Source organism: Magnetospirillum aberrantis SpK (assembly GCF_011022235.1).
GTDB lineage: Bacteria > Pseudomonadota > Alphaproteobacteria > Rhodospirillales > Magnetospirillaceae > Magnetospirillum > Magnetospirillum aberrantis.
Map to the genome: position 1 here is coordinate 104159 of NZ_JAAIYP010000034.1, position 17707 is coordinate 121865.

Annotated in this window: 19 protein-coding genes; 9 read left to right on the forward strand and 10 right to left on the reverse strand. The window is 62.4% G+C overall.

From position 1 onward, the window contains the following. The first annotated feature begins 15 nt into the window (after positions 1-15). From fabZ to G4223_RS06770, 6 genes are read left to right on the forward strand one after another with little or no spacing between them, the layout of a single operon-like run. Complete coding sequence (gene fabZ, locus G4223_RS06745) at positions 16-477, forward strand: 3-hydroxyacyl-ACP dehydratase FabZ (protein WP_163676881.1); 462 nt, start codon at positions 16-18, stop codon at positions 475-477. After that, positions 477-1277: an acyl-ACP--UDP-N-acetylglucosamine O-acyltransferase gene (gene lpxA / locus G4223_RS06750; protein WP_163676884.1), complete on the forward strand. Its 801-nt coding sequence runs from the start codon at positions 477-479 to the stop codon at positions 1275-1277. Before fabZ ends, lpxA begins: the two co-directional genes overlap by 1 nt. Further along, positions 1267-2085, forward strand: a complete 819-nt coding sequence (locus G4223_RS06755) for an LpxI family protein (RefSeq protein WP_163676887.1) — start codon at positions 1267-1269, stop codon at positions 2083-2085. The genes lpxA and G4223_RS06755 overlap by 11 nt, the downstream gene beginning before the upstream one ends. Beyond that, positions 2078-3256 carry a lipid-A-disaccharide synthase gene (gene lpxB, locus G4223_RS06760; protein WP_338086833.1) on the forward strand — a complete coding sequence of 393 codons (1179 nt, stop codon included), beginning with the start codon at positions 2078-2080 and terminating at the stop codon, positions 3254-3256. The genes G4223_RS06755 and lpxB overlap by 8 nt, the downstream gene beginning before the upstream one ends. Next, positions 3253-3645, forward strand: coding sequence for a lactoylglutathione lyase (gloA, locus tag G4223_RS06765; protein WP_163676890.1), 393 nt, complete (start codon positions 3253-3255; stop codon positions 3643-3645). The genes lpxB and gloA overlap by 4 nt, the downstream gene beginning before the upstream one ends. 3 nt (positions 3646-3648) lie before the next feature. Next, on the forward strand, positions 3649-4434 hold the full coding sequence (locus G4223_RS06770) for an alpha/beta fold hydrolase (RefSeq protein WP_163676893.1): 786 nt from the start codon (positions 3649-3651) through the stop codon (positions 4432-4434). Here G4223_RS06770 and trmFO read toward each other — a convergent pair. Beyond that, positions 4402-5781, reverse strand: coding sequence for a methylenetetrahydrofolate--tRNA-(uracil(54)-C(5))-methyltransferase (FADH(2)-oxidizing) TrmFO (gene trmFO, locus G4223_RS06775; protein ID WP_163677598.1), 1380 nt, complete (start codon positions 5779-5781; stop codon positions 4402-4404). The two genes, G4223_RS06770 and trmFO, sit on opposite strands and share 33 nt — an antisense overlap. 247 nt (positions 5782-6028) lie before the next feature. Between trmFO and G4223_RS06780 the strand changes: the two genes are divergently transcribed. Further along, entirely contained in the window at positions 6029-6433 is a 405-nt protein-coding gene (locus G4223_RS06780; protein ID WP_163676896.1) for a DUF4170 domain-containing protein, read from the forward strand. Positions 6434-6541: 108 nt separating this feature from the next. Here G4223_RS06780 and G4223_RS06785 read toward each other — a convergent pair whose 3' ends face one another. The 4 genes from G4223_RS06785 to G4223_RS06800 all read right to left on the reverse strand — a co-directional run bounded on the left by G4223_RS06785 (position 6542) and on the right by G4223_RS06800 (position 9597). Beyond that, positions 6542-7030 (reverse strand): pentapeptide repeat-containing protein, encoded by a 489-nt coding sequence (locus G4223_RS06785; RefSeq protein WP_163676899.1) that lies wholly within the window; start codon positions 7028-7030, stop codon positions 6542-6544. Between the two features lie 175 nt (positions 7031-7205). Then, positions 7206-8246: a porphobilinogen synthase gene (gene hemB / locus G4223_RS06790; RefSeq protein WP_420844438.1), complete on the reverse strand. Its 1041-nt coding sequence runs from the start codon at positions 8244-8246 to the stop codon at positions 7206-7208. Positions 8247-8387: 141 nt separating this feature from the next. Beyond that, entirely contained in the window at positions 8388-8708 is a 321-nt protein-coding gene (locus tag G4223_RS06795) for a peptidylprolyl isomerase (RefSeq protein WP_163676902.1), read from the reverse strand. 58 nt (positions 8709-8766) lie between these two features. Then, complete coding sequence (locus G4223_RS06800) at positions 8767-9597, reverse strand: TrmH family RNA methyltransferase (RefSeq protein ID WP_163676905.1); 831 nt, start codon at positions 9595-9597, stop codon at positions 8767-8769. Between the two features lie 36 nt (positions 9598-9633). Here G4223_RS06800 and G4223_RS06805 point away from each other — a divergent pair, with 36 nt between their 5' ends. After that, a complete protein-coding gene (locus G4223_RS06805; RefSeq protein WP_163676908.1) occupies positions 9634-10221 on the forward strand; it encodes an rRNA large subunit pseudouridine synthase E in 588 nt (195 codons plus the stop codon). A gap of 34 nt (positions 10222-10255) precedes the next feature. Here G4223_RS06805 and G4223_RS06810 read toward each other — a convergent pair whose 3' ends face one another. From G4223_RS06810 to G4223_RS06820, 3 genes are all read right to left on the reverse strand, one after another. Next, a complete protein-coding gene (locus tag G4223_RS06810; protein WP_163676911.1) occupies positions 10256-10438 on the reverse strand; it encodes a hypothetical protein in 183 nt (60 codons plus the stop codon). A 162-nt stretch (positions 10439-10600) separates the two neighbouring features. Next, on the reverse strand, positions 10601-13444 hold the full coding sequence (uvrA, locus tag G4223_RS06815) for an excinuclease ABC subunit UvrA (RefSeq protein WP_163676914.1): 2844 nt from the start codon (positions 13442-13444) through the stop codon (positions 10601-10603). 227 nt (positions 13445-13671) lie between these two features. Next, positions 13672-15285 carry an FAD-dependent oxidoreductase gene (locus G4223_RS06820; protein ID WP_163676917.1) on the reverse strand — a complete coding sequence of 538 codons (1614 nt, stop codon included), beginning with the start codon at positions 15283-15285 and terminating at the stop codon, positions 13672-13674. 253 nt (positions 15286-15538) lie between these two features. On the opposite strand from G4223_RS06820, the gene G4223_RS06825 reads away from it, so the two are divergent. Beyond that, positions 15539-16321 carry a DeoR/GlpR family DNA-binding transcription regulator gene (locus G4223_RS06825; RefSeq protein ID WP_163676920.1) on the forward strand — a complete coding sequence of 261 codons (783 nt, stop codon included), beginning with the start codon at positions 15539-15541 and terminating at the stop codon, positions 16319-16321. Between the two features lie 29 nt (positions 16322-16350). On the opposite strand, the gene G4223_RS06830 is transcribed toward G4223_RS06825, so the two are convergent. Continuing rightward, complete coding sequence (locus tag G4223_RS06830) at positions 16351-16851, reverse strand: rubrerythrin family protein (protein WP_163676923.1); 501 nt, start codon at positions 16849-16851, stop codon at positions 16351-16353. 105 nt (positions 16852-16956) lie between these two features. Beyond that, the gene (ssb, locus tag G4223_RS06835) at positions 16957-17514 is read right to left on the reverse strand and encodes a single-stranded DNA-binding protein (RefSeq protein ID WP_163676926.1); all 558 of its coding nucleotides are present in this window, start codon (positions 17512-17514) and stop codon (positions 16957-16959) included. Positions 17515-17707 lie beyond the last annotated feature (193 nt).

Here is a 17707-nt window from a genome sequence, read left to right on the forward strand (position 1 = left end):
GAGGACAAGGACGAGATGACAGTGGTGAACGAAGCGGGAAAGACGATCGACATCAACCGGATCATGGAAATGATTCCGCACCGCTACCCGTTCCTGATGGTGGACAAGGTTGTCGATGTGATTCCCAACGAAAGCGCCGTTGGGATGAAGAACGTCACCATCAACGAACCTTTTTTCCAGGGCCATTTCCCCAGCCGCCCGGTGATGCCCGGTGTCCTGATCATCGAGGCCATGGCCCAGACCGCCGCCGTGCTGGTGGTCGAGACCCTGGGGCCGTCCGCGGAAGGCAAGCTGGTCTATTTCATGAGCGTGGATTCGGCGCGTTTCCGTAAGCCCGTGGGCCCTGGCGACACGCTTGCCATTCACGTTTTCAAGGAACGTTCGCGCGGCAACGTGTGGAAGTTCCGTGCCGAGGCCAAGGTCGGCGAGACCCTGATGGCCGAAGCCACCTACGCCGCCATGATTCTGGACGACTGATGCCCAACATTCATCCCACCGCGATCGTCGATCCCAAGGCTCGTGTCGCCGATTCCGCCGTCATCGGCCCGCTATGCGTGGTCGGTCCCGACGTTGTCCTTGGCGACAGTGTCGAGTTGCTGTCCCATGTGGTGGTGACAGGCATCACCAGCGTGGGCGAGGGGACGCGCATTTTCCCCTTCGCCTCGATCGGCCATCAGCCGCAGGATCTGAAATACAAGGGCGAGCCTTCGACGCTGTCCATCGGCCGCAATTGCCAGATTCGCGAGCACGTCACCATGAATCCCGGCACAGAAGGTGGCGGCATGGAAACCCGTGTCGGCGACAATTGCCTGTTCATGGCCAGCGCGCATGTCGCCCATGATTGTATTCTGGGCAACAACGTCATCATGGCCAACAACGCCACGCTGGCCGGTCATGTGGTGGTCGGCGACTACGCCTTCCTGGGTGGCCTTTCGGCGGTGCACCAATTCGTGCGCATCGGCAAGCACGCCATGATCGGTGGCATGTCTGGTGTTGAAGCCGACGTCATTCCGTTCGGCATAGTGATCGGAAACCGTGCCCACCTGAACGGCCTCAACATCGTCGGGCTCAAGCGCCGCGGTTTCTCGCGCGAGGATATCCATACCTTGCGCAACGCCTATCGTCTGTTGTTCGCACCCGAAGGGACGCTTCAGGAGCGGGTCGACGACGTGGCCGAGCAATATCAGGACAACGTTGCCGTCATGGAGGTGATCGAGTTCATCCGTGCCGGTTCGTCCCGCCAGCTTTGCACGCCCGGCTTCCAGGATGGCAAGTAAACTGGGCATCGTGGCGGGCGGCGGCGAGTTCCCTGGACTTGTCATCGCCGCCTGCCGCGCCCAGAACCGCCCTTTCCATGTTCTGGCTCTGTCCGGTCATGCCGACAAGGCGGTGATCGGTGACGCTCCCGCCGACTGGATCAGATTGGGCGAGGCGGGGACCGGCTTCAAGTTGCTCAAGCAAGCCGGTGTCGAAGACGTGATGATGATCGGCCCGGTGCGCCGCCCAACCTTGCGCGAGCTGGCTCCAGATTTTCGGACAACCCGTTTTTTTGCCAAGGTCGGCCTCAAGGCGTTGGGGGACGACGGTCTGTTGCGTGCGGTGGCGCGTGAGATCGAGGAAGAAGGGTTCCGCATCGTCGGCGTCGATGACGTTTTATCCGATTGTCTGGCGGTACCCGGAATTTACGGCACTTATCTGCCTGACGATCAGGCCAAGGCCGACATCCAGCGTGGCCGCGAGGTGGCCAAGGGGATCGGGGCGCTTGACGTCGGCCAGGCGGTGGTGGTGCAGCAAGGAATCGTGCTGGCCGTCGAAGCGGTCGAGGGAACCGATGCCATGATCCGTCGCGCCGCCGGCCTGAAACGCGAGGGACCGGGTGGTGTCCTGGTCAAGGTCAAGAAGCCGGGCCAGGACCGGCGCCTTGATCTCCCCACCATCGGCACCGCCACCGTGCGCGAGGCCGCTACTGCCGGTCTGCGCGGCATCGCGGTCGAGGCGGGGGGGGCATTGGTCCTGGGACGCGACGCGGTGCGGGCCGAGGCGGACCGTCTAGGGTTGTTCGTGATCGGGGTCGAGGGTGACTAGGCCGTTGACCATCTACGTCATCGCCGGCGAACCGTCGGGCGATTTGTTGGGTGGCCGGCTGATGGCCGGGCTGAAGGCGCGAACCGCTGGCGAGGTGGCTTTCGCCGGGATCGGCGGCGAGAGCATGCGGGCCGAAGGGCTTGAAAGCCTGTTTCCCATGGCGGAATTGACCGTCATGGGGTTGGTCGAGGTTCTGCCCCGCGTTCCGCGTATCCTGCGCCGTGTGCGTGAAACCTTGGACGATATCGCGGCGAAACAGCCCGATGCCATCGTCACCATCGATTCGTGGGGTTTTACCGGTCGGGTACAAAAGGGCTGTCAGAGCCGTTTCCCCCATATTCCACGGATTCATTACGTGGCGCCCATGGTGTGGGCGTGGAAGCCCAAGCGCACCAAGAAACTGGCGGCGGTTCTTGACCTGTTGATGACGCTGTTGCCGTTCGAGCCGGAATGGTTCGAGAAGGATGGCCTGCGCTCTGTTCATGTCGGCCATCCGGTGGTCGAAAGCGGAGCGGAGCGGGGGGACGGTGCGGCCTTCCGTCTTCGTCACGGAATCGCCGCCGATGCGCCGGTTCTGGTCGCCCTGCCGGGAAGCCGGATGTCGGAAACCGGCCGTCTGTTGCCGTTGTTCGTCGAAACGTTGGCGCGTTTGGCCGAACGCTTTCCAGATCTGGTGGTGGTGGTGCCGACCGTCGAAACCGTGGCGGTTACCGTCCGCGCGGCCGCTGCGCACTGGCCGCTGCGGGCGATCATCGTGGACAACCGGACGGAAAAATACGACGCCTTCGCCGCCGGAACGGCCGGCTTGGCCGCGTCGGGCACGGTGGCGCTGGAACTGGCGCTGGCCGGGCTGCCCAGTGTGGTGGTTTACCGCGTTTCGGCTTTGACCGCCTTTGTCGCCCGGCGTTTCATGGGGTTCAAGATCAAGTGGGCGACATTGGTCAACATGGTCTTGGATCGCGCTGTCATGCCGGAATTCCTTCAAGAGGAATGCCGAGCCGACCAGGTTGCGCCGGCGATTGCCGCGTTTTTGGATGATTTCGGCGATCGCGCCGCCCGGCGTGCCGACATGGCCGAAGCCATGCGGCTTTTGGGTTATGGTGGCCCCAGCCCTAGCGACCGTGCCGCCGCTACCGTCTTGGACTTCATCGCCGAAAGGAGAACGCCATGAGCTGGCGCATGTTGCACACCATGATCCGGGTCGGCAATCTCGACCGTTCCATTGACTTTTACACCCGGTTGTTGGGCATGACGCTGTTGCGCCGCACCGATTATCCCGAGGGGCGTTTCACCTTGGCCTTTGTCGGCTATGGCGAAGAAGCGTCCAACACGGTGATCGAACTGACCCACAATTGGGACACCGAAGCCTATGACCTGGGGAACGGATTTGGCCATGTCGCATTGGGTGTGCCCGACATCTACGCAGCTTGCGAGGTGTTGGCTGCCAACGGTGCCAAGATCACCCGCCCGCCGGGACCGATGAAGCATGGATCCACGGTGATCGCTTTTATCGAGGATCCTGACGGTTACAAAATCGAACTGATCGAACACAAGGGCTAGGTCATGGCGCTGGAAGTGCTGCGGGCCGGTGCGCCGTCGGAACGGCCGCCGTTGTTGTTTATCCATGGCTCGTTCTGTGGTGCCTGGGTGTGGGCCGAGCACTTCCTGCCCTATTTCGCCGCCGCTGGCTGGCATTGTGCGGCGGTGTCATTGCGTGGACATGGGGAAAGCCCGGATCGCGGGGCCTTGGACGGTTACGGCCTGGCCGATTACGTGACCGACGTCGCCGGGGTGGCCGCCGGTTTGGAGCGTCCGCCGGTTCTGATCGGTCATTCCCTAGGCGGAATGGTGGCGCAGCGCGCGGCGTGCCGCATGGCCTGTTCCGGTCTGGCAATGTTGGCTTCTGTCGGGCCGGGGGGACTGGGATCGGCTTTCACCCACATGTCGCTGCGTTATCCCGACCTGTTGTGGCAATTGGGCCGGCTTCAGACCGTGGGACCCGATGGCGTCGATTACGAGGTGGTGCGGCGCGGCCTGTTTTCCGCCGAGTTTCCCGCTCAGGACGCCTATGCCTATGCCGAGCGTTTCCAGCGCGAAAGCCAGGCGGCGGCCAACGAATTGTTGCTGCCGCAATGGTTCCATCTGATGCCGCGCCCCGCAATCCCGGCCTTGGTGCTGGGCGGCAGCCGCGACGCCTTCATTCCCTATGGCGACTTGGCCATGGCCGCCACCTATTGGGCGGCCGAGATGAAGGTGGTGGACGGCCTGCCCCATGTGATGATGCTGGACAGCACCTGGGAACAGGCCGCCACCGAGTTACGGTGCTGGTTGGATCGCCGTTTCCGCTGACAGCGCCTTGGCCGCGTCTTCCAGCCATTGCGGCAAGGCGGCGCGGGCCCGGTCGGAATAAAGCTTCTTGCGGTCGCGGCCCTTGACCCTTTTGCCGCGTTCGTCCCGTTCGGGAGCGGGTGGGAACAGGCCGAAATTGATGTTCATCGGTTGATAGGTCTCGACCATGCCGCCGCCGGTGACGTGGTCGAGCATGGCGCCCAGCGCCGTGACGGCGGGTGGTGTCGGCAGGGCGTTGCCCAACCGTTCGGCCGCGGCGAAACGGCCGGCCAACAGGCCGATGGCGGTGCTTTCAACATAGCCTTCGCAGCCGGTGATCTGTCCGGCCAGCCTCAGGCGCGGCTGCGCCTTGAGGGAAAGGTCACGGTTGAGCACACGCGGGCCGTTGACGAAGGTGTTGCGGTGAACGCCGCCCAGGCGGGCGAACTCGGCGTTCTCCAGGCCGGGAATCATGCGGAAGATGCGGGCCTGCTCGCCGTGGCGCAACTTGGTCTGGAAACCGACCATGTTGTAAAGCGTGCCCAGCGCGTTGTCCTGGCGCAGTTGGATCACGGCGAACGGCTTGGGGCCGTTGGGGTTGGTCAACCCAACCGGTTTGCCGGGGCCATAAGCCAGGGTGTCGCGGCCGCGTTCCGCCATGACCTCGATCGGCAAGCACCCCTCGAAATAGGGCACGTCCTTTTCCCATTCGTGGAAAGGGACCTTCTCGCCGGCCAGCAGGGCGTCGATGAAGGCGTAATACTCGTCGCGGGAGAGCGGACAATTGATGTAGTCCGATCCTTCGCCCTTGTCGTAGCGCGACTGGAACCACGCCTTGGAAAAATCGATGCTGTCCTTGTGGATGATGGGGGCGATGGCGTCGAAGAACGACAGCGATTGCTCGCCGGTCACCGCCCGGATGGCGTCGGCCAGCGGCGGCGAGGTCAAGGGACCGGTGGCGATCACGACGGAATCCCAATCCTCGGGCGGCAGGGAGGCGATTTCCTCGCGCAGGATGGTGATGTTGGGGTGTGCCGCCATTTCCCGTTCCACCATGACGGAAAAACCGTCCCGGTCCACCGCGAGCGCGCCGCCAGCCGGAACCTTGCAGGTGTCGGCACAGCGCAGGATCAGCGAGTCGGCCCGCCGCAATTCCTCGTGCAGCAAACCGACGGCGTTGTAGTCGGCGTCGTCGGAACGCAAGGAATTGGAGCACACCAGTTCGGCCAATCCGGCGCTTTGGTGGGCGGGGGTGGAGCGATGGGGGCGCATCTCGTGCAAAAGCACGGGAACGCCGGCGCGGGCGAGCTGCCAGGCGGCTTCACAGCCAGCCAGACCGCCGCCGATGACGTGGACGGTGCGGATCATGGTCACGACATAAGCCGTGGTCGCCCCGCTGTCCAGCGTCTTCGCCGCGTCAACTTTGTTGCGCGGTCCGAAAGCGCCGCCGTCAGCTTGCGCCGGTTGACGGGTAGTCCCTGCAAGGGAAATGGGTGGGGTGAACACCCTGCCCGAACGGTATGGGAAAAATCGACGCAAAGGCATTCCTTCCGGGCGTCGCTTGGGGTATAAGCAAGCACCGCCAACCACCCTATCGAGTGGGAACAGCACACCCATGGCAAAGCAATATTATGTCGTCGGCGGCGAATACGCCGACACCGCCTTTACCCAGATCGCCGCTGGACACAAGGAAGAACGTTTCGGCCCCTTCGACGAGCACGAAGCGCATGTGTGCTGGCGCGCGCTGACCGGCAAGACCGTCGATAACGCCATGTGCCGTTATTTCATCCGTTCGGAGGGCGCAGAGAGCGTCGGCGAGGAATGGTACGTGGTGGGGGGCGAATACGCCGACACTTCGTTTGAGGTCATCGCTGCGGGCAAACAGCTTGAGACCTATGGTCCGTTCCCCCGTCAGGAAGCGCTGAACACTTGGCGTGCGCTAACCGGCAAGACGGTGGACAACGCCATGGTGCGCTACGATCTGTGTTCGGCCGAGGAATTGAAGACGCTCAAGGGCTGAGCGCAGCGAAATTCTGATTTTTGACGAAGCCCCCGCCTTTGGCGGGGGCTTTTGATTCATACGGAATGGCCCCCTGCGGCAAGGCCGGAGGAGGCGTCTGTTTTGGGGCTAACGGCATTCGCCTTTGGAGCCGTCGGCGCAAACGTGTCCGTCCACCCAGGTCGCCCCCGACAAATTGGCGGCGGTCCACAAGGCGCGGGTAACCTTGGCTCCCTTGAGGTTGGCGCCGCTCAAATTGGCATCAAGAAAGTTGACGCCGCTCAGATCGGCACCTTCCAGGTTGGCTCCCGCCAGATTGACGGCATGCATGTGGGCGTAGGACAGGTCGGCACCTTTGAGGTTGGCCTTGTTCAGATTGGCCAATTGCATGTGCGATCCCGACAAATTGGCGCCAGACAGGTCAGCTTCGTCGAAACGGGTGGCCATGAACTGGCTGTCGCGCATGTCCAAGCCAGAGGCTTTGGCCTTGCGGAATTCCGCCCATCCGCAATTTGTTTCCGGTTCCAGCTTGCAATTTGGATTGACGTTGTCTTGGTCGTTGGCCTGAGCCGGAGCGGCGATAGCCAGCAACAGGCCGGCAAGAAGCAAGGATCGCATGCGAATTCCCCTCTATCCGTATCGGCGCATAAAATAATATGCGCATATTAATGTGTTGTTCGCATTAAATTTACACTTTGCTAGCAGAACTCTATTTGACTTTGGCTAATAACACAAATACGTTGTTATTTATCGCAGGTAAAAAGGCCGCGACATGGCGCGGCCTTGGTTTGATTCAGCGCTTTCCCAGCAGGCGGGCGACTTCCGGGGCTGTATAGGTCAAAATGGCGTCGGCCCCGGCACGCTTGAAGCCGATCAGGCTTTCAACGATCACTTTTTCCCAATCCAGCCAACCGTTCTGGGCTGCGGCCTTGAGCATGGCGTATTCGCCCGACACCTGATAGGCGAAGGTCGGCACGCCGAAAGCGTCCTTGACCCGGCGAATGACGTCGAGATAGGGCAGGCCGGGCTTGACCATCACCATGTCGGCGCCTTCCTGAAGATCAAGAGCGACCTCGCGCAGGGCTTCCTCGGTGTTGGCGGCGTCCATCTGATAGTTCTTCTTATCGCCCTTGAGCGCCCCGTTCGAACCGACCGCGTCGCGGAACGGGCCGTAGAAGGCCGAAGCGTACTTTGCGGCATAGGACAATATCTGGACATGGTCCAGGTCCGCCTGATCCAGTCCGGCGCGCAATGCCCGGATGCGGCCGTCCATCATGTCGGATGGCGCCACCACGTCGCATCCGGCCTCGGCTTGGACCACGGCCATGCGGACCAGGATTTCGACCGTCTCGTCGTTAAGCACATAGCCGTCCGCGACCAAACCGTCGTGACCATCGGAGTTGAACGGGTCAAGCGCCACGTCACAAACGATGCCGATGTCGGGCACCGCTTTCTTCACCGCGCGAACCGCGCGGCACACCAGATTGTCGGGGTTGGTCGCTTCGCGGGCGTCGGGAGTTTTGAGCGAAGCCTCGACCGATGGAAAGAGGGCGATGGCGGGAATTCCCAGATCGTGAGCCCCGCGCACCGCTTCGACCAACAGGTCGATGCTCAGGCGCTCGACGCCGGGCATCGAGGTGATGGGCTGGCGCAGATTGGTCCCTTCGATCACGAACAGCGGCCAAATCAGGTCGTCCACCGACAACCGGTTTTCCGACACCAGCCGGCGCGACCATTCATGTCGGCGGTTGCGGCGCATGCGGGTGTAGGGAAAATCGGCATGGGGCAGGAACGCAGGCACGATCCATTCTCCTGTGTTGCGGACTGCCGCCATCATAACGGCGGCGTGCATGGGCTCCAGGGGGAAATTGCACGCGGATGGCGGCGACGCCAGTGAACAATTGTCAATGAACGGAAAAGAGCGGCCCAGGAGAGCCGCTCTTCTGTGGCAGGTTTCCCCGTCAAACCGCCCCGACTATTCCGTGCGCTGGATCAGGTGATACCCGAAAGCGGTCTCGATCACGTCCGACACCTGTCCGGGTTCCAGGGCAAAGGCCGCCTGATCGAATTCCGGGACCATGGCGCCACGCGGGAACTTGCCCAGGTCGCCGCCTTCCTCACCCGAGGGGCAGTCGGAATTCTGGCGGGCCAGTTCGGCGAAGTCGGCGCCATTGGCGATTTCCGCCTTCATGGCGTTGATGCTGTCCAGCGCTTCCTGCTTGGAACGGCTGGCGGTGGAACGCATGGAGCCCTTGTACATGAGCAGGATATGCGAGGCGCGGATTTGCGACGCCATGGAAATCTCCGAAGAAGGGATAGGTCAGGGCCGCGACCATAGCAAAGCGACAAGCGGTTTAGCCAGCCAGCAAATGCACCAGGATGGCGGCGGTGGCGGCGACGTTGAGCGATTGCACCCGCCCGGATCCGACAATGGTGGCGATGTCTTCACACGCGGCCACGGTGTCGGACGGCAGGCCGTGTTCTTCGTTGCCCAGTACCACCGCCAGCGGCCGGCCGCCACGGGTCAGAACCTCGGTCAACGGGCGATGGGCGCCAAGGGCCGTGGCGACCACCCGGTAATGGGGGCGCAGATTGGTCAGTTGCCGGGCCAGCTTCCTGACTCGGATCACCTCGACCCATTCCAGACCACCTTCGGCGACGCGGAACGCCGCTTCTGACGGCAGCGCCTGACCGGGGTGGTCGGATACCAGCAAGGTGTCGAGGCCGAAGAATGCCATGGTGCGGATTATGGCCCCCAGATTGTGAGGGTTGCCGACACCGTCCAGGATCAGCAACGGCTTGTTGGCCTTGGCCCAGCCCGGAATCCGTGCGGGATCGAACTCTTCTACCGGTTTGGCCCGCGTTACCGCCAGGATGCCGCCATGCAGCGGTGTGCCCGCCACCTTGGTCAATTCTTCGGTTGGCACGTGACGATAGGGCTTGCGGGCCGCCGCCAGCACTTGGCAGAAGGGTTCGGCCTCGGTCTTGAAACGGTCGTCGAAGAACAGGCGCAGCACCCGCTCGGGATCGCGGGCGAACAACGCCTGGACTGCTGGTAACCCCGCGATCTTTTCCGTTTCCTCGCGCGGGGGACGTTGGGGGCGGTCCCGTTTGGGCGGCTCCAGTCCACCCAAGGTCAAGGTCGGGCGCTGCTGTGGCTTGTGCGGTCGGGGCGGTCGTGCCATGGATGGAAAGCCTGTCGAGGAAGGAGCCCCCGTGTTTTGCCCCGCCTGATCGTGTTCAACAAGCCCTATGACGTGCTGACCCAATTCAGCGACCGCGAAGGCGGACGCAAGACGCTCAAGGACTATGTTCCGGTGCCGGGGGTTTACCCGGCGGGCCGGCTGGATCGCGATTCCGAGGGATTGCTGGTGTTGACCGACGACGGCCGGCTGATCGCCCGCATCGCCGACCCGCGCCACAAGCTGCCCAAGACCTATTGGGCACAGGTGGAAGGCATTCCGACCGACGAGGCGTTGGAAAAACTGCGGCGCGGGATCTTGCTCAACGACGGTCCGACCTTGCCGGCCGGGGCGCGGCTGATGGACGAACCCATGGATCTGTGGCCGCGCGATCCGCCGATCCGCTGGCGGGCCAACATTCCGACGTCATGGCTTGCGCTGACGTTGCGCGAGGGGCGCAACCGTCAGGTGCGGCGCATGACGGCGGCTGTCGGTTTCCCCACGCTCAGGCTGATCCGGTGGTCGGTGGGGGAGTGGACGCTTGCGGGGCTGGCCCCCGGCCAATGGCGGGAAATTCCCATGCCTTCGACGCAGCCCCCAAAAGGAAACGGGCGCCCCCATCGGTGACGGGAGCGCCCGAGAAGTCCTTTGCGTTGAAAGGTTAACGCTTGCCTCCGAAGGGGAACGCCGGAACCTTCAGGCTGGCGGTGGCGGCGCGGGTGACAGCCACGCCCATGGCGAAATGGGGGGTCAGGTAAGGGCCGTTCTTGGTCGGACGCGCACCTTCGGCGCGCTCGTCGTTCATCGCTTCGTCGATTTCGCGGAGTTCAGCCGGCCCCAACATGGCAATGTCCCTTTCAACCCCAGAGTGAATGGCTGGACGGTAATTTTATTATATTTCCAACGTGTCCGTGGAAACCTAATTACCCGATCTGTCATTGCAATGCAACATGTTTCAGGCCGGTTTGCAATTGGAACCTATCCAAACGGGCAGGGGTGGTCGGAGCTATCTCCGACCTTTGTCCATGGTATCGAGATAGGGCGCGAGATAGCGCCCGGTGTAGCTCTCGCCACAGGTGGCCACCTGTTCCGGGGTTCCGGCGGCCACCACGCGGCCACCGCCGTCGCCGCCTTCGGGGCCCATATCGATGATCCAGTCGGCGGTTTTGATGACCTCAAGGTTATGTTCGATCACCAGCACGGTGTTGCCGCCCTCGACCAGGGTATGCAGAACCTCCAAAAGCTTGCGCACGTCCTCGAAGTGCAGGCCGGTCGTCGGTTCATCCAGGATGTAGAGGGTGCGGCCGGTGGCTCGGCGCGACAGTTCCTTGGCCAATTTTACTCGCTGCGCCTCGCCACCTGACAAGGTGGTGGCCTGTTGGCCGAGGTGGATGTAGTCAAGGCCCACCCGTTGCAGCGTCACCATCTTGTCGCGGATGGCGGGAACCGCCTTGAAAAAGTCGGCGGCTTCCTCGATCGTCATATCAAGAACGTCCGCTATGCTTTTGCCTTTAAATGTTATTTCAAGGGTTTCTCGATTGTAACGTTTGCCTTTGCAGACGTCGCATTGGACATAGACGTCGGGCAGGAAATGCATTTCGATCTTGATGACGCCGTCGCCCTGGCATGCTTCGCAGCGGCCACCCTTGACGTTGAAGCTGAAGCGTCCCGCCTTGTAGCCGCGGGCCTTGGCCTCGGGTAATTCGGTGAACCAGTCGCGAATGGGGGTGAACGCCCCGGTGTAGGTGGCCGGGTTGGACCGTGGGGTGCGGCCGATGGGCGACTGGTCGATGTCGATGATCTTGTCGAGAAACTCGATCCCCTCGATGCGGTCGAAGGGGGCGGGGTGCTCGCGCGATCCCATCAGGCGCCGCGACAGCGCCTTGTAGAGGGTCTCGATAACCAAGGTGGACTTGCCGCCACCCGATACGCCGGTGACGCAGGCGAAGGTTCCCAATGGAATGTCGGCCGTTACGTCCTTGAGATTGTTGCCGTTTGCCCCGACCAATCGCAGCCGGTTGCCGTTGCCTTGTCGGCGGACGGCCGGAAGCGGGATCGCGCGCTTTCCGGTCAGGTATTGCCCGGTCAGGCTGTCGGGATGGGCCATGACCTGGTCCGGCGTACCCTCGGCGACGATCTGGCCGCCATGGATGCCGGCCCCCGGTCCCATGTCGATCAGGTAGTCGGCGGTACGGATGGCGTCTTCGTCATGCTCGACCACCACCACCGAGTTGCCGATGTCGCGCAACCGCTTCAACGTGGCCAGCAGGCGGTCGTTATCGCGCTGGTGCAGGCCGATGCTGGGCTCGTCCAGAACGTACAGCACCCCGGTAAGGCCCGAGCCGATCTGACTGGCCAAGCGGATGCGCTGGCTTTCGCCACCCGAAAGGGTGCCGGAATTGCGACTAAGGGTCAGGTAATCCAATCCCACATCCATGAGAAAGCCCAGACGGTCGTTGATCTCGCGCAGGATGCGCCGGGCGATCTCCTTGTCCTTGGGACGCAGATGCTCCTCCAACTCGCCGTACCAGCGATGCGCCTGGGCGATGGAGAATTCCGCCACCTGGGAAACATGTAGACCGCGCACCTTGACCGCCAGCGCCTCGGGTTTAAGACGGGCGCCGTTACAGGCTTCACAGCAGGTGGTGGTTTGAAACCGTGACAATTCCTCGCGGACCCAGGCCGAATCGGTCTCGCGATAGCGCCGCGCCATGTTGTTGACCACGCCTTCGAACGGCTTGGTGGTGGTATAGCTGCGGAAGCCGTCTTCGTATTTCAGTTCCACCTCTTCCGAACCGGAGCCGTACAGGATCACCTCGCGCGCCTTGACCGGCAGGCGCCGCCACGGCGTGTGCAGGTCGAAGCCGTAATGCCGCCCCAGCCCCTCCAGCGTCTGGAGATAATATTGCGACGAGGAATTGGCCCACGGCGCTACGGCGCCGTCGCGTAACGACAGGTCTTCGTCGGGAACCACCAGGGCCGGATCGAAATGCAGTTTGACCCCCAGGCCGTCGCATTCCGGGCAGGCGCCGAACGGGTTGTTGAAGGAAAACAGCCGGGGTTCGATCTCTTCGATGGTAAAGCCCGACACCGGACAGGCGAATTTTGCGGAAAAGGTGGTGCGTTCGCCGGTCTCGGCGTTTTCGGCGATGCACAGACCATCGGCCAGGGTGAGCGCCGTCTCGATGGAATCGGCCAGACGGTTTCCCAGGCCGGGGCGGACCACCAGACGGTCGACCACCACCTCGATGTCGTGTTTCTTTTTCTTGTCGAGCGCGGGAACGGAATCGATCTCGTACAGCTCGCCATCCACCTTGACGCGCTGGAAGCCCTTTTTCTGGAGTTCGGCCAATTCCTTGCGGTATTCGCCCTTGCGCCCGCGCACGAACGGCGCCAGCAGATAGAGGCGGGTGCCTTCGGTCATTTCCTCGACCCGGTCGACCATCTGGCTGACGGTCTGGCTTTCGATGGGCAGGCCGGTAGCGGGGGAATGGGGAATGCCGACCCGCGCCCACAATAGCCGCATGTAGTCGTAGATTTCGGTCACCGTACCGACGGTGGAACGCGGATTCTTGGAGGTGGTCTTCTGTTCGATCGAGATGGCCGGCGACAGGCCTTCGATGCTTTCCACGTCGGGCTTGCTCATCAGTTCCAGGAACTGGCGGGCATAGGCCGAAAGGCTTTCCACATAGCGGCGCTGCCCCTCGGCGTAGATGGTGTCGAAGGCAAGCGACGACTTGCCCGATCCCGACAACCCGGTGACCACCACCAGCTTGTCGCGGGGAATGTCCACGTCGACGTTCTTGAGATTGTGCTCACGCGCGCCACGCACACGGATAAAGCCCGACATCGCCCGTTTACCCTTGTTCCGACGAGAGGCGGCGATGGTAGAGGGATTTCAATGTGGATGGAAGCAAAAGAGAACAGAACGAGAGCAAAAACGGCATCCGGGGCGGAAGACCGCCCCGGAGCCCAAAAAAGAACCTCAAGGATCAGGCCGCCTTGGGGGGCTCGTGATCGTGCTTCCCAGGTAACCGAACAATCCGCCGCCAACATAGTGGGCTTCGGAAAACGGGGTCAAAGCGCCTCGGTCAGGCGGGTGCGCAAAAAATCCATTTCTTGTTGGCGTCGGGCGTCGGGCCATCCGGCTTCGGCGGCCATCAGGTCGATCACACGAGGTGCCGCGGCTTTCGTCGCCTCGACGTCCACCAGGGCCATGGTCAGGCGGCGGCACAGCACGTCGGTGGCGCGTTCGGCTGCCTCGTGGCGCATGACGTAAAGCACTTCCGCCTCGATGTAGGGGAGGTTCGGGTGAAGCCGGTTGCCGAAGCCATCGGCAGCGATCAGCGCGACCTGTGAGGCGCGGTCGCCATACGAGCGGTTCAGATGGCGGGCGACGTCTTCAGGAAGGCCGTAGACGCGCGACAGCCTAGTGTAATCCTCGGCGACATAGGCTTCGCCGCCCAACAAAACCATGTCGTGGGTGCGGCAGGCGGAGGCGAAGGACAACCGGGCACGGGCGATGGCGTGGTCCACCGTCTGTTCGGCCATGAACCGGTAGGTGGTCCACTTGCCGCCCGAGATGGTGATCAGTCCAGACGGATCATCAATGATGACGTGGTCGCGGGCCAGTTGGGCGGTGTCCTTGGCCTTGGGGTCAAAGACCAGCGGACGGATACCAGACCACACCGATTTGATGTCGCTTTCGCTGACATCGACGTTGAAATAGCGCCGGACATGCGACAGCAGGTAGGCGACGTCGGTGGGAGAGGGGGTGGGGTGGGCTGATATTTCAGCTTTTTCGTCGGTGGTGCCGACAATGGCGTGGCCTTGCCATGGCAGGATGAACAACACGCGTCCATCATCGGTCTGGGGGATCAGCAGGCCGGTCTCGGGGGGGACAAAACGGCGATCCAACATGATGTGGATGCCCGAGCTGACCTTGAGGATGGGCTGCGCCTGGGGATCATCCATGCGGCGCAAGGTATCGGCGAACGGACCGGTGGCATTGATCACCGCCCGTGCCCGGATGTCCCATTCCTGACCGTCGATCCCGTCGCGGACATGGGCACCGGCCACCTGTCCCGAATCGTCATGCAAAAGGCCGGTAACCTCGACGTGGTTGGCGAGGCAGGCCCCTTCGCGCCGGGCGGTCATGGCCAGGGTGGCGTTCATGCGGCTGTCCACGAATTGTCCATCGTAATAGATCACGCCGGCCTTCAATCCTTTGGCCTTGAGCATGGGGAAGCGGCGCAAGGCCTCCTTGCGGCCGACCACGGACGAATGGCCGATATTCATGTTGCCGGACAACAGGTCGTACAGCTTGAGCCCGGCATAGACATAGGGCAGTTGCCACCAGGAATAGACCGGGGTTACCAGCGGCAGACGATTGGTCAGATGCGGGGCGTTGCGCAAAAAGGCGCCGCGTTCATGCAGGGCGTGGCGGACCAGGGAATATTGGTCGCGATCCAGGCGTTTGACCGCCGCCTCAAGGTAACGCACGCCGCCATGGACCAGCTTGGTGCTGCGGCTGCTGGTGCCTTCGGCAAAGTCGAAGCGTTCCACCAGGGCGACGGACAATCCCCGTGTGGCCGCATCCAGGGCGATCCCGCACCCGGTGGCGCCGCCGCCGACGACCAACAGGTCAAAGATCTTGCCGCTTCGCAATGAGTCGAGAACCGTTTGGCGCATACTTTTGATCCTGTGCCGAAGGCTTTCGGCGTTACCTGAAAGGGGTGATGCTCGATATCGAGCGCAATATGGTTGTAACATTTTTCGATTTTGCGTTAAACGAAAATAAGCGAACATTCTGTGCGCTCGCTCTGCCTAAGGTGCATAGTGGCGAAATGCGCCGCACACAAGATATTCTGGCGTTCAATGGTGCTCCCAAATGCGCTACAATATGCGCGAATTGGAACATTGCGAACGGCGACCGAGGAAAGGCATGCGCGATTACAGCCAATCAGTCGAGTTGAACCCACGGCAGGCGCAGATCGTCGAAAAAGCCAACACCGACGGTTTCGTCACCATTGACGATCTGGTCGCAGCCTTTGGCGTGACACCGCAAACCATTCGTCGCGATATCAACATGTTGTGCGATCTGGGCATCTTGCGGCGCTATCACGGTGGCGCCAGCATGGTCACCAACACCCGCAACGCCGATTATGACGAGCGGCAGGGGGCGATGCGCAGCGAAAAGGAGCATATCGGCCAGTTGGTGGCGCGGCACATTCCCGATGGCGCCTCGCTGTTCCTCAATGTCGGCACCACCACCGAGGCGGTGGCCCGCGCCCTGGTGAACCATCGCGGTTTACGGGTCATCACCAACAACCTCAACGTGGCTGTCTTGCTGCGCAATGGTCAGGATTTCGAGATCACCGTCGCCGGTGGACGCTTGCGTCCCCATGATCTTGCGGTGGTGGGCGAGGCCACCATCGATTTCATCAACCAGTTCAAGGTGGATTTCGGGGTGATCGGTATCTCAGGGATCGATCCTGACGGCACGCTTCTCGATTTCGACTATCGCGAAGTCCGGGTGGCTCAAGCCATCGTCGAGAACGCGCGTACGGTGTTCCTTGCCACCGACCACAGCAAGTTCGGTCGCCGCGCCATGGTCAAGCTGGGGCATGTGTCCATGCTGGACGGACTGTTCGTCGACCAATTGCCGCCGCAACCTTATCTCGACGTCTTGCGCGAGTCCCAGGTGGCGGTGCATGTGGCGGAATAGGCGGGGGGAGGGTGCCCCCGCCACCGCAATCAGGATATTTCGGCGTATTTCTCGCCCTTGGCCTTGCACACCGGGCACTGATCGGGATGCTCGCCGATGACGGTGTGGCCGCAGATGGCGCAGACGTAGATGGAGGCGTCGCCCAGATCCTGCCCGGCCTTGACCGCGTCCAGCGCTTCGACGAACAGACCGTGGTGGATTTTCTCCACCGCGTTGGCGTGCTTCATGGACAGCACGGCCCGGCGGTGTCCCTCTTCCTCGGCGGTGGCGATGAATTCGGGATACATCTCCTCGAATTCGTGCGCTTCGCCGGCGATGGCGTCGGCCAGATTCTCGGCGGTGGACTTGATCCCGTCGAGCGCCCGCAAATGGGCGTGGGCGTGAATGGTCTCGGCCGCCGCCACGGCCCGGAACAACTTGGCCACCTGGCCCAGACCTTCCTTGGCCGCCGCCTCGCCATAGGCCAGATATTTGCGGTTCGCCTGGCTTTCGCCGGCAAATGCCGCGGCAAGGTTCTCGGTCGTCTTCATGCTTCTCTCCAACAGGCACATGGATGATGGCGGTGTCGGCACTGTGGCAAAAAAAATGGCCGGGAGAAACTCTCTCGGCCATCTTTTTAAGATAATTCTAAAATCCTAGAACGGGATCTCGTCGTCCAGGTCCGGCGGCGGTTCCCAGCCGGAGCCACCGCCGCGATTGCCGCCGCCGCCGCCTTGCTGCGGGGCGCCGGCCGAGCGCTGGCCGCCACCGTAACTGCCGCCGCTGCCGCCGCCATAGTTGCCACCGCCGCCATAGCCGCCGCCGAAATCGTCGCCGCCACCGCTGCCGCCACCGCCTTCGCCACGGCCGCCCAACAGCGTCAGCTCACCCTTGAAGCGGCCGATCACCACTTCGGTCGAGTACTTCTCGACACCTTGCTGATCGGTCCATTTGCGGGTTTGCAACGCGCCTTCCACATAGACGCTGCTGCCCTTGCGCAAAAAGCGCTCGGCCACGTCGGCAAGGTTGGGGTTGAAGATGACCACGCGATGCCACTCGGTCTTTTCCTTGCGTTCGCCGCTGGAGCGGTCCTTCCAGGTTTCCGAGGTGGCGATGTTGAGGTTGACGATCTTCGAGCCGTCCTGCGAGGTGCGCACCTCGGGGTCGCGCCCCAGATTGCCGACCAGGATTACCTTGTTTACCGACCCAGCCATTGTCCCGGCGCTCCTTGCATGAGATATCGAGCCGGGACAATAGCCCAAGGGCATGGGCTTGATCAATGGACCGCGCTGGAGCGGGCGCATGCCCTCGAGGTTGTCGCTATCCCCGATATCTGGTAGCGTGCGCCACCGTGGCAGCCCTGCCATCCCCTAATTCTGGTTTTCCAAAGACCAATGGGAAGATTTC